Below are 16,757 nucleotides of genomic sequence, written 5' to 3'. Positions count from 1 at the left end.
CCGGTGGCCTGGGTTAACGTGCGGGAACCGGATGCGAACGGGGGGGGACGTATGCAGGGCACGACCGTGCGCCGCGTGGGCGTGGTGCTCGCGGCGACCACATTGACGGGGGTGACCGCCTGCACGTCCCAGGACTCCTCCGCCCACCCCGGCCGGGACGACCGCGCCGCGCACGGCCGGGCCCTCGCCGCACTGCGCTCCGCCGAGCGCGCCACCGAGTCCGCCCGGTCCGCCCGGGTCGAGTCGACGACGACCATGGGCTCGCTGATGTCCATGACGGCCGACGGCACCCTCGGCTGGAGCGACGGCCTCACCGGCACCCTCACCATCAGATACACCGGCGGCACCGTCGCCGACACCATGCGCCGGCTCGGCACCACCTCGATGGAGGCCCGCTACCTGCCCGAGGCGTACTACGCGCGGCTGGGCGAGAAGTTCGCCGAGCAGACCGGCGGCAAGCGCTGGATCCGGTACGCGTACGAAGACCTCGAGGCCCTCGCCGGCGGCTCCGGTGCCCACCTCGGCGACCAGATGCGCAGCACCACCCCCAACCAGTCCGTGAAGCTGCTGCTGTCCTCCGGCGACGTCAGGAAGGTCGGAGAGGAGACCGTCCACGGCCGGTCCGCGACGCACTGGTCCGGCACGGTGGCGGCGGCCGACGTCACCGACGCCGCCCTGCGCGAGCAGCTCACCGAGGCGGGTGTCACCACCCAGACCGTCGACATCTGGATCGACCGGCGGCACCTGCTGGTCAAGAAGGTCGAGAAGGCGCGGACGGCCACCGGCCGGATGACCCAGACCGCGCACTACGCCGACTACGGCGTGCCGGTCCGGGCCACGCGGCCCCCGGCGTCCGACACCGGCGACTTCGAGGATCTGGTGCGCAAGCAGTCCGGCACGCCCTGACCCCTGCGCCGATTTCCGATAGATCACGTGTGCCCCTCTGGGATAGGCTCGCCGCCTTGCTGTGAAGCGAGCTTGTATTCCTTGGGGGGAATCGATGAGGACATCCATACCTGCCGCCGGCGCGTGCGCCCTGCTTCTCGCCGCCGGTGCCGTCGGCTGCGGATCCGAGAAGTCGCCGGAGATGACGCCCGCCGCGGCCGTCGCCAAGGCGGCGAAGAACACGGAGGACATCACGTCCCTCCAGTACCGCATGAAGGGCACGGTCCCGGAGTCGGGTCGCGTCGAGGGCGAGGCGTCCATGCGCCTCAAGCCCGCGATCGCCATGAGCATGAAGATGCAGGCGCCCGATCAGGCCGCCGGCGAATCCGTCGAGATCCGTCTCGTCGACAAGGCCATGTACCTCGGTGGGGGAGCCGAGATGGCCAAGGAGATGGACGGCAAGAAGTGGCTGAAGTTCGATCTGTCCGGCTCCGACGCGGCCAAGGAGATCGACAAGATGGGGTCGCCGACCCAGGCCGACCAGAACCCGGCGGCCGAGTCCACCTTCCTCACGGGCGCCAAGGATGTGAAGAAGGTCGGCAGCGAGAAGGTCGAGGGCGTCGAGACCACCCACTACTCGGGCACGGTCACCCTGGACGACCTGCGCGCCTCGCTCAAGGACGAGAAGGCGGAGACCCGCAAGCAGCGCGAGAAGAGCATCAAGCAGTACGAGAAGCTCGGCATCGACAAGTTCACGATGGACATGTGGGTCGACGGCGAGGACCGCACCAAGCAGTTCCGCATGAAGGGCCAGGCCGACAAGGGCCCGATGGACATGACCATCACCTTCCTCGACTACAACAAGCCGGTCACCGTCACGGCCCCGCCGGCCAAGGACGTCGCGGACCTGAGCGAGATGTTCAAGGAGCTGGATCAGGGCTGAACCGCCCCGCACTGATCAGCCGTACGGGCGGATTTGCTTGACGGCGATCCGTTCCCGTACTCTCCTACAGAAGCCAAAGACCGCTGGTCGTTACCGCGCGCTCATCAGAGGGCGCGGTGGCCGAAGGATCCGCTGAAACGGCGGACGGCCCGCGCAGGTGACACAGGAGAAGCTCCCGGAGAACGCCGCCTCGTGCGTGCGTACAGTCGGTCGAGCTACGCCCCGTGCGCTTGCGCCGGGGCGTTTCGTTTTCCCCAGTCCTCCTTCGGGTCCGCGCGGTCCGAATCACCCGGAAGGAGGCCGAGGCTCATGGCGAGGCCTGACAAGGTCGATGCCGTCGAGGAGATGCGGGACAAGTTCCGCAACTCCAACGCTGCTGTCGTTACCGCGTACACCGGTCTCACCGTCGCGCAGCTCCAGCAGCTGCGTCGTTCACTCGGTGAGAACGCTCAGTACCGTGTGGCGAAGAACACGCTGACCAAGATTGCGGCCAACGAGGCCGGGATCACGACGCTGGACGACCTCTTTGCGGGTTCGTCGGCCGTCGCCTTCGTGACCGGTGACCCGGTCGAGGCGGCGAAGGGTCTCCGTGACTTCGCCAAGGACAACCCCAACCTCGTCATCAAGGGCGGCGTCCTTGACGGCAAGGCGTTGTCCGCCGATGAGATCAAGAAGCTTGCGGACCTCGAGTCCCGCGAGGTTCTGCTCTCCAAGCTGGCCGGTGCCTTCAAGGCGAAGCAGTCCCAGGCTGCCTCCGTCTTCCAGGCGCTGCCGTCGAAGCTCGTCCGCACCGTGGACGCGCTCCGTGCCAAGCAGGACGAGCAGGGCGGTGCCGAGTAACTCGGCTCGCATCCCGGCCGCCGCTGCCTGAACGCGGCGACCGTCGCGGGCCAGTAGTACGCCCGCCTCACATGTACATCCGGCACCTGCCGAATTAGTGGAAGGACCGCCATCATGGCGAAGCTCAGCCAGGAAGACCTGCTCGCGCAGTTCGAGGAGATGACCCTCATCGAGCTCTCCGAGTTCGTGAAGGCGTTCGAGGAGAAGTTCGACGTCACCGCCGCCGCTGCCGCGCCGGTCGTCGTCGCCGGTGGTGCCGCTGGTGGCGCCGCCGCCGAGGCCGCTGAGGAGCAGGACGAGTTCGACGTCATCCTCACCGGTGCCGGCGACAAGAAGATCCAGGTCATCAAGGTCGTGCGTGAGCTGACCTCCCTGGGTCTGAAGGAGGCCAAGGACCTCGTGGACGGCGCCCCGAAGCCCGTTCTCGAGAAGGTCGCCAAGGACGCCGCCGAGAAGGCCGCCGAGTCCCTCAAGGGCGCCGGCGCCTCCGTCGAGGTCAAGTAACACCCTCGGATCCGTCAGGATCCACGACACGTCCCGATGGACGTGTAACGCGTAAGCGCGGAAGAGCGATCATCCATCCGGGTGGTCGCTCTTCGGCGTTCTCGGGGGTGGGCCACGGTTGCCTTGAAGCCCCGGTGACGGGGGGTATGGTGATCTTCGTCGTGTCTTCGGGCGGCCCCGGATCGGGCAGAGGGGCCTTGACGAACCGCACGCAGCGCGCAATTCTCAGGACGCGTCGCCACAGGATCCGAATCCGAGGCATGGATCGGCGGCGAAGAGGGCAGTATCAACGTGCGTTGAGGGCAGCGCCTTGTCGCAGGAGTGGAACAACGAGGGTGAACACGGGTTCCAGAACCCGCACTGGACATCAGTGTGCCAAGTGGCTACACTGACCCTTTGCGCTGCCTGTTAGCTGTCCCCTGCCCGTCACCAGGGGTCTGCCCTCGCCCGAGCATCGATGACAAGACATGCCTGACCTGGCCTTTCGGCCCTCATGGCACAGCTTGTCTCCGTGTACGGGAGAGGGGCCGGTACGCGCGTAGTGAGTCCGAGCCCTCGGAAGGACCCCCTCTTGGCCGCCTCGCGCAACGCCTCGACCGCGAATACGAACAACGCCGCCAGCACTGCCCCGCTGCGCATCTCTTTTGCAAAGATCAAGGAGCCTCTTGAGGTTCCGAACCTGCTCGCGCTGCAGACCGAGAGCTTCGACTGGCTCCTCGGCAACACCGCTTGGCAGAGTCGGGTCGAGGAGGCTCTCGAGAACGGTCAGGACGTCCCCACCAAGTCCGGGCTCGAGGAGATCTTCGAGGAGATCTCCCCGATCGAGGACTTCAGCGGGTCGATGTCGCTGACCTTCCGCGACCACCGCTTCGAGCCGCCGAAGAACTCCATCGACGAGTGCAAGGAGCGCGACTTCACGTACGCGGCCCCGCTCTTCGTCACCGCCGAGTTCACGAACAACGAGACCGGCGAGATCAAGTCCCAGACGGTCTTCATGGGCGACTTCCCGCTCATGACGAACAAGGGCACCTTCGTCATCAACGGCACCGAGCGTGTCGTGGTGTCGCAGCTCGTCCGTTCGCCCGGTGTCTACTTCGACTCCTCCATCGACAAGACGTCCGACAAGGACATCTTCTCCGCCAAGATCATCCCGTCCCGGGGTGCCTGGCTGGAGATGGAGATCGACAAGCGCGACATGGTCGGTGTGCGCATCGACCGCAAGCGCAAGCAGTCCGTCACCGTCCTGCTCAAGGCGCTCGGCTGGACCACCGAGCAGATCCTCGAGGAGTTCGGCGAGTACGAGTCCATGCGCGCCACCCTGGAGAAGGACCACACCCAGGGCCAGGACGACGCGCTGCTCGACATCTACCGCAAGCTGCGTCCGGGCGAGCCCCCCACGCGTGAGGCCGCGCAGACGCTGCTCGAGAACCTCTACTTCAACCCCAAGCGCTACGACCTGGCCAAGGTCGGTCGCTACAAGGTCAACAAGAAGCTGGGTGCGGACGCTCCGCTCGACGCGGGCATCCTGACCGTCGAGGACATCATCTCGACGATCAAGTACCTGGTGAAGCTGCACGCGGGCGAGACCGAGACGGTCGGCGACAGCGGTACGAACATCGTCGTCGAGACCGACGACATCGACCACTTCGGCAACCGCCGCCTGCGCAGCGTCGGCGAGCTCATCCAGAACCAGGTCCGTACGGGTCTGGCGCGTATGGAGCGAGTCGTCCGCGAGCGGATGACGACCCAGGACGTCGAGGCGATCACGCCGCAGACCCTGATCAACATCCGGCCGGTCGTCGCCTCCATCAAGGAGTTCTTCGGCACCAGCCAGCTGTCGCAGTTCATGGACCAGAACAACCCGCTGTCGGGTCTCACCCACAAGCGCCGTCTGTCGGCCCTTGGCCCGGGTGGTCTCTCCCGTGAGCGGGCCGGCTTCGAGGTCCGTGACGTGCACCCCTCGCACTACGGCCGCATGTGCCCGATCGAGACGCCCGAAGGCCCGAACATCGGTCTGATCGGCTCGCTCGCCTCCTACGGCCGGGTCAACGCGTTCGGTTTCGTCGAGACCCCCTACCGCAAGGTGTTCGAGGGCCAGGTCACCGACGAGGTCGACTACCTGACCGCCGACGAGGAAGACCGCTTCGTCATCGCGCAGGCCAACGCGCCGCTCACCGACGACCTCCGCTTCGCCGAGGCGCGCGTGCTCGTCCGCCGCAAGGGCGGCGAGGTCGACTACGTCGGTGGCGAGGACGTGGACTACATGGACGTCTCGCCGCGCCAGATGGTGTCGGTCGCGACCGCCATGATCCCCTTCCTCGAGCACGACGACGCCAACCGTGCCCTCATGGGCGCGAACATGATGCGTCAGGCCGTGCCGCTGATTAAGTCCGAGGCCCCGCTCGTCGGCACCGGCATGGAGTACCGCTCCGCGGTCGACGCCGGCGACGTGGTCAAGGCCGAGAAGCCCGGTGTGGTCCAGGAGGTCTCCGCGGACTACATCACCACCGCCAACGACGACGGCACGTACATCACGTACCGCCTGGCCAAGTTCGCCCGCTCCAACCAGGGCACCTCGGTCAACCAGAAGGTCATCGTCAACGAGGGCGACCGGATCATCGAGGGCCAGGTCCTGGCCGACGGTCCGGCCACCCAGAACGGCGAGATGGCGCTGGGCAAGAACCTGCTCGTGGCGTTCATGCCGTGGGAGGGTCACAACTACGAGGACGCGATCATCCTGTCGCAGCGCCTCGTGCAGGACGACGTCCTCTCCTCGATCCACATCGAGGAGCACGAGGTCGACGCCCGTGACACCAAGCTCGGCCCCGAGGAGATCACCCGGGACATCCCGAACGTCTCCGAGGAGGTCCTCGCCGACCTCGACGAGCGCGGCATCATCCGCATCGGTGCCGAGGTCATCGCCGGCGACATCCTCGTCGGCAAGGTGACCCCCAAGGGTGAGACCGAGCTGACCCCCGAGGAGCGCCTGCTGCGCGCGATCTTCGGTGAGAAGGCCCGTGAGGTCCGTGACACCTCGCTGAAGGTGCCGCACGGCGAGACCGGCAAGGTCATCGGCGTCCGCGTCTTCGACCGCGAGGAGGGCGACGAGCTTCCCCCCGGTGTGAACCAGCTGGTGCGCGTCTACGTCGCGCAGAAGCGCAAGATCACCGACGGTGACAAGCTCGCCGGCCGTCACGGCAACAAGGGCGTCATCTCGAAGATCCTGCCGATCGAGGACATGCCGTTCCTGGAGGACGGCACCCCGGTCGACATCATCCTCAACCCGCTGGGTGTGCCGTCCCGAATGAACCCGGGACAGGTCCTGGAGATCCACCTCGGCTGGCTCGCCAGCCGCGGCTGGGACGTCTCCGGCCTCGCGGACGACTGGGCGCAGCGCCTGCAGGCCATCGAGGCCGACCAGGTCGCCCCGGGCACGAACGTCGCCACCCCCGTCTTCGACGGTGCGCGTGAGGACGAGCTGGCCGGTCTGCTGAACCACACCATCCCGAACCGCGACGGCGAGCGCATGGTGCTCCCGACCGGTAAGGCGCCGCTGTTCGACGGCCGTTCCGGCGAGCCGTTCCCGGAGCCGATCTCCGTCGGCTACATGTACATCCTCAAGCTGCACCACCTGGTCGACGACAAGCTGCACGCCCGGTCGACCGGTCCGTACTCGATGATCACCCAGCAGCCGCTGGGTGGTAAGGCCCAGTTCGGTGGCCAGCGCTTCGGTGAGATGGAGGTGTGGGCGCTGGAGGCTTACGGCGCCGCGTACGCCCTCCAGGAGCTGCTGACCATCAAGTCCGACGACGTCACCGGCCGCGTGAAGGTCTACGAGGCCATCGTCAAGGGCGAGAACATCCCCGAGCCCGGCATCCCCGAGTCCTTCAAGGTGCTCATCAAGGAGATGCAGTCCCTGTGCCTCAACGTGGAGGTGCTGTCCTCGGACGGCATGTCCATCGAGATGCGCGACACCGACGAGGACGTCTTCCGCGCTGCGGAGGAGCTTGGCATCGACCTGTCGCGGCGTGAGCCGAGCAGCGTCGAAGAGGTCTGACGGGAGTTCGGCGGCCTTCGTCATGAAGGCCGCCGGCCCCAGGACCCCCGTATCAGACCCCATGACTTACAACCCTGAGAGGGATTGACGCATAGTGCTCGACGTCAACTTCTTCGACGAGCTCCGGATCGGTCTGGCCACCGCTGACGACATCCGTCAGTGGAGCCACGGCGAGGTCAAGAAGCCCGAGACCATCAACTACCGCACCCTCAAGCCCGAAAAGGACGGACTCTTCTGCGAGAAGATCTTCGGTCCGACCCGGGACTGGGAGTGCTACTGCGGCAAGTACAAGCGCGTCCGCTTCAAGGGCATCATCTGTGAGCGCTGTGGCGTCGAGGTCACGCGCGCCAAGGTGCGCCGTGAGCGGATGGGCCACATCGAACTGGCCGCGCCCGTCACGCACATCTGGTACTTCAAGGGTGTTCCGTCGCGCCTGGGCTACCTGCTCGACCTGGCGCCGAAGGACCTCGAGAAGGTCATCTACTTCGCGGCGTACATGATCACGTACGTCGACGAGGAGCGCCGTACGCGCGACCTGCCCTCGCTGGAGGCCCACGTCTCCGTCGAGCGCCAGCAGATCGAGCAGCGCCGCGACGCCGACCTGGAGGCCCGCGCCAAGAAGCTCGAGACCGACCTGGCCGAGCTGGAGGCCGAGGGCGCCAAGGCCGACGTGCGCCGCAAGGTGCGCGAGGGTGCCGAGCGCGAGATGAAGCAGCTGCGCGACCGCGCGCAGCGCGAGATCGACCGCCTCGACGAGGTGTGGAACCGCTTCAAGAACCTCAAGGTCCAGGACCTCGAGGGCGACGAACTGCTCTACCGCGAGCTGCGTGACCGCTTCGGCACGTACTTCGACGGCTCGATGGGTGCCGCGGCGCTGCAGAAGCGCCTGGAGTCCTTCGACCTCGACGAGGAGGCCGAGAAGCTCCGCGAGATCATCCGCACCGGCAAGGGCCAGAAGAAGACCCGTGCGCTCAAGCGCCTGAAGGTCGTCTCCGCGTTCCTGCAGACCAGCAACAGCCCCAAGGGCATGGTGCTCGACTGCGTGCCGGTCATCCCGCCGGACCTCCGCCCCATGGTGCAGCTGGACGGTGGCCGCTTCGCGACCTCCGACCTGAACGACCTGTACCGCCGTGTGATCAACCGGAACAACCGCCTGAAGCGCCTTCTCGACCTCGGTGCGCCCGAGATCATCGTGAACAACGAGAAGCGCATGCTCCAGGAGGCCGTGGACGCGCTGTTCGACAACGGCCGCCGTGGCCGTCCGGTCACCGGTCCCGGTAACCGCCCGCTGAAGTCCCTCAGCGACATGCTGAAGGGTAAGCAGGGCCGCTTCCGTCAGAACCTGCTCGGTAAGCGTGTGGACTACTCCGCGCGTTCCGTGATCGTCGTCGGTCCGCAGCTGAAGCTGCACCAGTGCGGTCTGCCGAAGGCGATGGCGCTGGAGCTCTTCAAGCCGTTCGTGATGAAGCGCCTGGTCGACCTGAACCACGCGCAGAACATCAAGAGCGCCAAGCGCATGGTCGAGCGCGGCCGCACGGTCGTGTACGACGTGCTGGAAGAGGTCATCGCGGAGCACCCGGTTCTGCTGAACCGTGCGCCCACCCTGCACCGCCTCGGCATCCAGGCATTCGAGCCGCAGCTGGTCGAGGGCAAGGCCATCCAGATCCACCCGCTCGTCTGCACCGCGTTCAACGCGGACTTCGACGGTGACCAGATGGCCGTGCACCTGCCGCTGTCCGCGGAGGCGCAGGCCGAGGCCCGCATCCTGATGCTGTCCTCGAACAACATCCTCAAGCCGGCCGACGGCCGTCCGGTGACGATGCCGACCCAGGACATGGTCCTCGGTCTGTTCTTCCTCACCACCGACGGCGAGATGCGCGACCTCAAGGGCGAGGGCCGTTCCTTCGCCTCGGTCGCCGAGGCGATCATGGCCTTCGACGCGGGCGAGCTGTCGCTCCAGTCGAAGATCGACGTCCGCTTCCCGGTCGGCACCATCCCGCCGCGCGGCTGGACCCCGCCGGCGCGCGAGGAGGGCGAGCCCGAGTGGCAGCAGGGTGACAGCTTCCGGCTGAACACCACCCTGGGCCGCGCGCTCTTCAACGAGCTGCTGCCCGAGGACTACCCGTTCGTCGACTACGAGGTCGGCAAGAAGCAGCTCTCCGAGATCGTCAACGACCTCGCCGAGCGCTACCCGAAGGTCATCGTGGCGGCGACGCTCGACAACCTGAAGGCGGCCGGCTTCTACTGGGCGACCCGTTCCGGCGTCACCGTGGCCATCTCCGACGTCGTCGTTCCCGAGGCGAAGAAGGAGATCGTCCGCGGCTACGAGGCGCAGGACGAGAAGGTCCAGAAGCAGTACGAGCGCGGTCTGATCACCAAGGACGAGCGCACGCAGGAGCTCATCGCGATCTGGACCAAGGCGACCAACGAGGTCGCCGAGGCGATGAACGACAACTTCCCGAAGACCAACCCGATCTTCATGATGGTGAACTCGGGTGCACGAGGCAACATGATGCAGATGCGTCAGATCGCCGGTATGCGTGGTCTGGTGTCGAACGCGAAGAACGAGACGATCCCGCGTCCCATCAAGGCGTCCTTCCGTGAGGGCCTGTCCGTGCTGGAGTACTTCATCTCCACGCACGGTGCCCGTAAGGGTCTGGCGGACACCGCTCTGCGTACCGCCGACTCGGGTTACCTCACCCGTCGTCTGGTCGACGTCTCCCAGGACGTCATCATTCGCGAGGAGGACTGCGGCACCGAGCGCGGTCTGCGCCTCAAGATCGCGGACCGGAACGCCGAGGGTGGTCTGGTCAAGACCGAGGACGTCGAGACGTCCGTGTACGCGCGCTGCCTCGCCGAGGACATCGTGGTCGACGGTCAGGTGCTGGCCCCGGCCGGCACCGACCTGGGCGACGTCCTCATCGAGGAGCTCGTGCAGCGCGGCGTCGAGGAGGTCAAGACCCGCTCGGTCCTGACCTGCGAGTCCGCCGTCGGCACCTGCGCGATGTGCTACGGCCGTTCGCTGGCCACCGGCAAGCTGGTCGACATCGGTGAGGCGGTCGGCATCATCGCCGCCCAGTCCATCGGTGAGCCCGGTACCCAGCTGACGATGCGTACCTTCCACACCGGTGGTGTGGCCGGTGACGACATCACCCAGGGTCTGCCGCGTGTCGTCGAGCTCTTCGAGGCCCGTACCCCGAAGGGTGTCGCCCCGATCTCCGAGGCCCAGGGCCGCGTGCGGATCGAGGAGACCGAGAAGACCAAGAAGATCGTCGTCACCCCGGACGACGGCAGCGACGAGACGGCGTTCCCGATCTCGAAGCGTGCCCGTCTCCTGGTCAGCGAGGGCGAGCACGTCGAGGTGGGCCAGAAGCTCACCGTGGGTGCCACCAACCCGCACGACGTGCTGCGCATCCTGGGTCAGCGTGCCGTCCAGGTCCACCTGGTCGGCGAGGTCCAGAAGGTCTACAACTCGCAGGGCGTGTCGATCCACGACAAGCACATCGAGATCATCATCCGGCAGATGCTGCGCCGTGTGACGATCATCGAGTCCGGCGACGCCGAGCTGCTGCCGGGTGAGCTGGTCGAGCGCTCGAAGTTCGAGCACGAGAACCGTCGTGTGGTCCAGGAGGGCGGTCACCCGGCTTCGGGTCGTCCGCAGCTCATGGGTATCACCAAGGCCTCGCTGGCGACGGAGTCCTGGCTGTCGGCCGCCTCCTTCCAGGAGACGACCCGAGTCCTGACGGACGCGGCGATCAACGCCAAGTCCGACAGCCTCATCGGCCTCAAGGAGAACGTCATCATCGGTAAGCTCATCCCGGCCGGTACGGGTCTGTCCCGCTACCGCAACATCCGGGTCGAGCCGACCGAGGAGGCCAAGGCCGCGATGTACTCGGCCGTCGGCTACGACGACATCGACTACTCGCCGTTCGGCACGGGCTCCGGCCAGGCCGTTCCGCTGGAGGACTACGACTACGGTCCGTACAACCAGTAAGCGAGTCGCTTGAGTCGAGGGCGGTCATCCTGCGGGGTGGCCGCCCTTCGGCGTTTCACCGGCGCTTGTTCAGATGGCTCTGCAAGTGGTGCAGCCGAGTGTGGACGTCGGGGTGGGAGTCGAGCAGCCGCGCGATCACTCCCTCTCTTGTGAAGGCTCGCCCCGGGGCAGTGACCCGGCGAGATTCCTCCCGGTCGCGTTCCTGGTGCAGCACCGCCATCAGCTGGGGTGCGAAGCCAAGGCCCGCAGCATGCTCGTCGGCCCGCAGCTCGGACCGCCGGGAGAACGCGGCGACCAGGTACGGAGTGGCCAGGGGCAGGAAGATCAGTCCGTACGTGGCGGTCGCCAGCGCGATCACGGCCGCGCCGGCCACGCCGATCACGACGGCGGCCGCACCGGTCGGGAGCCGGCCCAGCCCGGTGGTCAGCAGAATCAGCAGACGCCAGGCGAGCCGGGCCGGCAGCGCGTACCAGACGGACAGCAGTGAGGCCCACGCGTGCCCCCGGGTGTGATGCCCCAGTTCGTGGGCGAGGACGCCTCCGAGCTGGGCGGGCGGCAGGACTCGCAGCGAATGACTGGTCACACCGACGATGTGACCGGCCGCCGCCAGGGCGTTGATGTCGTCGCTTTCCTCCACCCACAGCTGATAGCCGCTCGAGTCCACTCCGGCCCGGGCGGTCACCTCGCGCCAGACGGGCAGCAGTCGCTCGTCCTCCTCCGGCGTGGGGTAGCGCAGGCCGAACAGCCACCGGGCCATGAGGCGCTCACAAGGCCGGTGGAAGGCCAGGGCTCCGCTGAGGGCCCAACCTCCGAAGAGAAGCGGCCACGGCAGATTGCTCAGGTGGCTCACGGCGGACGAGATGACGAAGACGACGCCCAGACTGGCCGTCCCATGCGGGAGGTGCAGCACCAGCGAGCCGAGAGCGGTGGCGTCCGCCCCGCGTTGGCGGGCGGCGATGTGGACCCGGCCGGGGCGGTGAGGGAGCTCGTCGTCGCAGGTGGGTGGAGAGGAGCCGGGCGTCCGCGGTAGCTCGGACTCGTACGACATGGGCGGGGCCGTCCTTCCTGTGCGGGGGCAGAGAGCGGTGACGTTCAGGTGAGGAGCATCGAGCCGGGCAGCAGGACGACCGCGCAGCCGAACGAGAGCAGTCCGGCCCGGATCCAGAAGTGCTTGCGGGCGGCGATGCCGCTTGTCTCGGTGAGGGCGGCCCGCAGACCGGGGCCGGGGTCGCGGCCTGTCTCCGCCAGGGCGGCGGCGAGCTGGCCGGCCTGTGCGGCTCGCCGTATGTCGCCGAAGTAGGTGAGCGGCCGGCCGGGCGTCCAGCGGCTTCTCCGGTAGCGGGGCAGTACCGCCAGGAGGAGGGCGAACAGAGCGACGGTCAGGGAAGCCGTCCCCGCCCACCACAGCAGGGCGGCGGGCCCCGGGAGTTGGTCCGGACTCCAGTGGCGGTTGGTCAGGAGCGCGGCCAGCACGCCCGCCGAGATGCCGAGCGCGCCGACCAGAACGGTGGCCTTGGCGTCGGCACGGGCGATCTCGTTCCTGAGGTCGGAGAGCAGCTGGGTGCCCGCCCGCACCTCGGGGTCGTCCGAGGGGGTCATGTGCCGGACCCCGGGTCGGGCTCGGGCGGTCTGGACGGGTCCGTGGTACGCAGGATGGCCTTCATCCGCTCGGCGACGAGCTTGCGGGGCTCGTCCAACTGGTAGTCCTCCAGATGCTTGTCCTCCAGCGCCTGGTTGATCAGGCTCACCTGCGTGTCCAGCAACCGGTTCTGGCCTGTTTGGAGGTGTTCCAGGACGAGTGGGGTCTCGTCGGGGTGGGCCGCCAGGTGCAGGGCGAGCGCGGCAGTTCCGCCCCGGGCCAGGGTGAGTTCGTAAAAGCGGATCTGTTCGGCCCTGCGTTCGGCCTCGTACCTTTCGCGGAGCAGGGTCGCCTCGTGCTCGGGCTTCGCGGCCTCCGCCTCGTGCTGGGCTGTGCGCAGCCGGGCCTGGTGGAATCGCTCGGTGGCGTCGCGGCGCAGGCGTATGGAGCAGGTGACGCTCAGGCCCTGGACCTCGCCGAGCCAGGTCGCCTCCCGTACCGCCTGCTGCACGGCCCGCTCCGCCTCGGCGCTGGCATCGATGGGGTGCCTACGCCCGGCGTCCCGCAGCAGCGGCAGTAGCTCCCTGGTGAGCAGGGCGGGTACGTCCCGCTCCTGGCTGCGGACGAACCGCGCCGGGCCGGCGACCCGCCACCCGATGTCGGCGGTGACCTCGAACTCGAAGCTGTCGACCTTGCTGGGCACGGGCACGTTCAGCTGGAAGGCGTGCGGATCCGTGTCCACCTCGTACACGGCGATGTAGCGCCGCACGGACGTGGGCCGGTCGGGCGGCAGGAAGGTCTCGTACGCCCCCTTCCGCGTCACACATACCAGGGCGTGGTCGATGCGGCCCGTGAAGCGCCGGCCGCCGAGGTGGAAACGGGGGAGCTGCCAGACGGTGCGGACGGGGTCGGCGTCGGTGTGCGGGGCGGCGGGGTGCTCGGGCTGCTGCTGGAACCAGTCCAGTTGCTCTTGCTCGGTGTGCTCCATGGTGGGCCTCCGGAAGGGGGTCAGTCGAGGGAGAGGCGCCGGCTCAGCCGGACGGCGGCCGGCGAGCGGGCTCCCCTGGAGTCGCGGACCGTGCTCAGCAGATGGCTGACGCGCCGGCGGTTGGTAGGTGTGGTGACGAGGGCGCCGAGCAGGGAGGCGAGGGCCGATTCGCTCTCGGGGTCGTCGTCGGCTCCGCGCACCCAGCCGCGCAGGACGCCGAGGGCCTGCGGGTTGTGCGCCCGGTCGGTCAGCAGCGCGTCCCAGAACTCGATCAGGTGCCGGGTGACGGCAGCGTCCTCGGCTGCCGCGGCCCGCGCGTACCAGTCGAGGACGGGCGGGCGGTCGCTCTCGTCGCCCTTGGCCTGCCTGCAGGCCTGGCGGAACGCGAGCAGGGCATGCGGGCGGACCATGCGGTCGGCGGGGAGGAGCTCGGCCAGGGCGGCCAGTACGGGCTCCCGTACGGCGAGGAGCAGGAGCTCCAAGGCGTCAGCGATCTGCCGGGCTTCCTCCGGCACCTCCTCGTTCTCGGGGGCGTCCTCGGTTTCGGCGGACGGCGGCCGGTGCATGGCGTCCACGAGGGCCGCCAGGGTCTCCTCGTGATGCACAGGGCCGAGGAGGCCGTAGGCGCGGATGGCCGTCCAGCGACGGCTCTCGACGTCCCCGGTGCACCAGTCGTGCAGGATCCGGGAGACGGTTGGCACCCGCAGAAGCTGCGCCATGGTGAGGGCATTGGCCGCGGTCAGCCAGGCATGCGGCTTACGGCTGTCGGCCCATGGCTCGATGAGATGGGCCATGGCGGACGACAGATCGGCGCTGGCGAGCAGTGCGGCGGCCGACGCCACCCGGGTCCTCACCAGCGGGCGCCGGTCGTCGGTCAGCTTGCGGATCCACTCCGCCAGGGCCGGGCGAGCTGACGGGTGGAGGTTCCAGACTTCCTCCAGCAGCATCCGAGCCGTTCGCTCGTCCCGGAAGGCGGCGCAGAACCTGCCCTCCAGGGGACCCCATTCGGTGACCTCCGCGGTGACGTAGCCGTCGGCGTGGGCGAGCCGGAGGCGTTCCTGCCGTGAGCTGCCGAACACGGGGATGGACGGCCGGGCACCGGGGTCCTGGATCTCGTGCAGGCGTACGAAGAGACTGTCCGCCAGCTCGGCGGTTACCGCGTACGGCGCCTTGTCGAACACGGCCAGGGAGACGAGGAACGCCTTGTCCCGCAACACCGGCTTCTCCGCGGTGAGCCAGCGGGCCACCTGGGTCGCCACGGCTGTCTCGCCCCAGGCGGCGAGCCGCGCCTCGTCGATCTCGCCGCGGTGGTGGGCGACGACCTGCAGCGCGAACTGCCTGATCTCGTCCGGCCGGTGCTGCCGGGTGAGGAACTCCTTCACCGCCGGCAGACCCACCAGGCCGGGCCAGACGTCCTCGCCGGTAGCCGGGGTGACATGGGCGTGCAGCATGTCCTCTGCCGGTGGCGGCTCCCACCGTACGGAGGAGAGGTCGCCCAGTGCCGCCGATGGTTCGACGGTGATCACCAGGCGGGCACGGGTCCGCTCCAACTGCTCGCGAAGGGCCAGCAACTGGGCTTCCCGCAGAGGGCGGTTGCGGCTGACAACCAGATCACACAGGACATATCCGGCCGAGCTGTCGACCTCGTCGGCCAGTGCGGCGAACGACGCCGGAGGGTCGAGGGAGCGGATCGGCTCGGCGCCCAGCCGGTGCAGCAGCATCAGCGCTGCGGACCGGCGGCCTGTCTCGTGTCCGCCGGACAGGATGACGAGCCTGTCGTCCCGCAGCCGTCCGAGCGCCTCGTCGAAGCTGTCACAGCTCCGGAAGACACCCTTCAGCCTCTCGATCTCCGTGTGCGGGACCGGTCCGGACAGGGGGGGCGGGTGCCTTGGGGCGGCCTCCGAAGTGGAAGTGCTGGTCGCCGTAGTGGGTACCGCCCGTCTGGCCGAACTGGTCGCGGCCGATCAGCGTCGAGACGAAGTCCGGGCCGTGGGCGATCAGGTCCCGGCGTGCGGCCCAAGCCTCCTGCCTCGGCTGCTCCTCTGCCTCGTCCTCCTGCTTCTTCCTGTCCGCGTCCGGTGCGGGCTCCTCGGCCGATTTGGGTGAGTCGGCCGCCGCCTCGCCCTGGCTCATCAGCGCTCGTCCCGGGCACGGCCGGTGAAGTCGAAGCGCTGACCGCCGTGGAGCGTGCCGCCCGTCTGACCGTACTGGTCGCCCTTGATGCGGGTGTCGTTGTGCCGGGGTGCGGCTGCCTCCGGGGCCGGGGCGGCGGAGCCGCCGGCGGCTTCGGGGGAGCCGTGGGTGCCCGGCTCCCCGTGCACCCACGCCACCGTGGGCCCCTCCTTCGTCTCTACCGTCGCCCGGTGAAACTCCTGCGGGCGCACCCCGAGCGGCCCGTGTCGTACCACCCCCTCGTAGATGCCGTCCGACACGCACAGCACGCAATCGGCCTCTCGCTGCTTCAGGGCGTCGCGCAGCGGATCGGAGTTCAGGAGGCGGACCGCGTGGTTGAGGTCCGAGCCGACCCAGCCGTCCAGTTCGTCGACCGCGACGTAGCCGGAGGAGAGGACGATGCGCAGGCGCATACGGGCGCTGTCCGCGAGGAGGCGGTTCTTGTTGTGGAGAAGGGCGGGGGTCTCGGTCAGGAGGGTCTTGACCAGGTTCGGCACGGGGATGGCGGTGTCGATGAGCTCCATGACGGAGTCGCCGCGGTCGGCGCGCAGCCGGGCCGTCTCGTCGACGCCGGCGGTGAGCAGGGTCGTGTCGACGACGTCGTACAGGACCCGGCGCAGGAACGTCTGTTCCACGTCGTCGCGAGAGCCGTACTGCTCGATGTCGAAGAGGAGGATCGTGCGGTACACGGGGTCGGTCATGGCTGCCTCTCGTGTCGGTGTCCGTGGTCCAGCACGATGGCGGCCCGCGGACGCGCGTCAGAGGACCGATGACATGGACGGACTGTGACCGTGT

The 16,757-nt window shown here is 68.3% G+C and carries 12 protein-coding genes; 6 read left to right on the top strand and 6 right to left on the bottom strand.

Annotated features, from left to right (window positions below; translation table 11 throughout):
• Positions 1-51: 51 nt before the first annotated feature.
• From AB0937_RS08365 to AB0937_RS08340, 6 genes are all read left to right on the top strand, one after another.
• Positions 52-906 (top strand): hypothetical protein, encoded by an 855-nt coding sequence (locus tag AB0937_RS08365; RefSeq protein ID WP_366710375.1) that lies wholly within the window; start codon positions 52-54, stop codon positions 904-906.
• Between the two features lie 94 nt (positions 907-1,000).
• Positions 1,001-1,828: a DUF1396 domain-containing protein gene (locus tag AB0937_RS08360; RefSeq protein ID WP_366710373.1), complete on the top strand. Its 828-nt coding sequence runs from the start codon at positions 1,001-1,003 to the stop codon at positions 1,826-1,828.
• Between the two features lie 309 nt (positions 1,829-2,137).
• Positions 2,138-2,668 (top strand): 50S ribosomal protein L10, encoded by a 531-nt coding sequence (gene rplJ, locus AB0937_RS08355; RefSeq protein ID WP_234849661.1) that lies wholly within the window; start codon positions 2,138-2,140, stop codon positions 2,666-2,668.
• 114 nt (positions 2,669-2,782) lie between these two features.
• Positions 2,783-3,172 carry a 50S ribosomal protein L7/L12 gene (rplL, locus tag AB0937_RS08350; RefSeq protein ID WP_033308983.1) on the top strand — a complete coding sequence of 130 codons (390 nt, stop codon included), beginning with the start codon at positions 2,783-2,785 and terminating at the stop codon, positions 3,170-3,172.
• Between the two features lie 571 nt (positions 3,173-3,743).
• Positions 3,744-7,229 (top strand): DNA-directed RNA polymerase subunit beta, encoded by a 3,486-nt coding sequence (rpoB, locus tag AB0937_RS08345; protein WP_234849660.1) that lies wholly within the window; start codon positions 3,744-3,746, stop codon positions 7,227-7,229.
• A gap of 94 nt (positions 7,230-7,323) precedes the next feature.
• Entirely contained in the window at positions 7,324-11,223 is a 3,900-nt protein-coding gene (locus AB0937_RS08340) for a DNA-directed RNA polymerase subunit beta' (RefSeq protein ID WP_234849659.1), read from the top strand.
• A gap of 55 nt (positions 11,224-11,278) precedes the next feature.
• On the opposite strand, the gene AB0937_RS08335 is transcribed toward AB0937_RS08340, so the two are convergent.
• The 6 genes from AB0937_RS08335 to AB0937_RS08310 all read right to left on the bottom strand — a co-directional run bounded on the left by AB0937_RS08335 (position 11,279) and on the right by AB0937_RS08310 (position 16,663).
• Positions 11,279-12,271: a M48 family metalloprotease gene (locus AB0937_RS08335; RefSeq protein ID WP_366710370.1), complete on the bottom strand. Its 993-nt coding sequence runs from the start codon at positions 12,269-12,271 to the stop codon at positions 11,279-11,281.
• Positions 12,272-12,315: 44 nt separating this feature from the next.
• Positions 12,316-12,822 carry a Pycsar system effector family protein gene (locus tag AB0937_RS08330; protein ID WP_366710368.1) on the bottom strand — a complete coding sequence of 169 codons (507 nt, stop codon included), beginning with the start codon at positions 12,820-12,822 and terminating at the stop codon, positions 12,316-12,318.
• On the bottom strand, positions 12,819-13,790 hold the full coding sequence (locus AB0937_RS08325; RefSeq protein ID WP_366710366.1) for a hypothetical protein: 972 nt from the start codon (positions 13,788-13,790) through the stop codon (positions 12,819-12,821). The genes AB0937_RS08330 and AB0937_RS08325 overlap by 4 nt, the downstream gene beginning before the upstream one ends.
• Positions 13,791-13,810: 20 nt before the next feature.
• Positions 13,811-15,511 (bottom strand): hypothetical protein, encoded by a 1,701-nt coding sequence (locus tag AB0937_RS08320; protein ID WP_366710364.1) that lies wholly within the window; start codon positions 15,509-15,511, stop codon positions 13,811-13,813.
• Between the two features lie 91 nt (positions 15,512-15,602).
• Positions 15,603-15,923 (bottom strand): hypothetical protein, encoded by a 321-nt coding sequence (locus AB0937_RS08315; protein ID WP_366710362.1) that lies wholly within the window; start codon positions 15,921-15,923, stop codon positions 15,603-15,605.
• Entirely contained in the window at positions 15,923-16,663 is a 741-nt protein-coding gene (locus AB0937_RS08310; protein WP_366710360.1) for a hypothetical protein, read from the bottom strand. The genes AB0937_RS08315 and AB0937_RS08310 overlap by 1 nt, the downstream gene beginning before the upstream one ends.
• Positions 16,664-16,757 lie beyond the last annotated feature (94 nt).

Origin of the sequence: Streptomyces sp. NPDC047880, from assembly GCF_040706515.1 — a bacterium.
Taxonomy (GTDB): domain Bacteria; phylum Actinomycetota; class Actinomycetes; order Streptomycetales; family Streptomycetaceae; genus Streptomyces.
The sequence above is the reverse complement of the archived record's forward strand: the minus strand, read 5'-3'. Positions and strand labels throughout refer to the sequence as shown.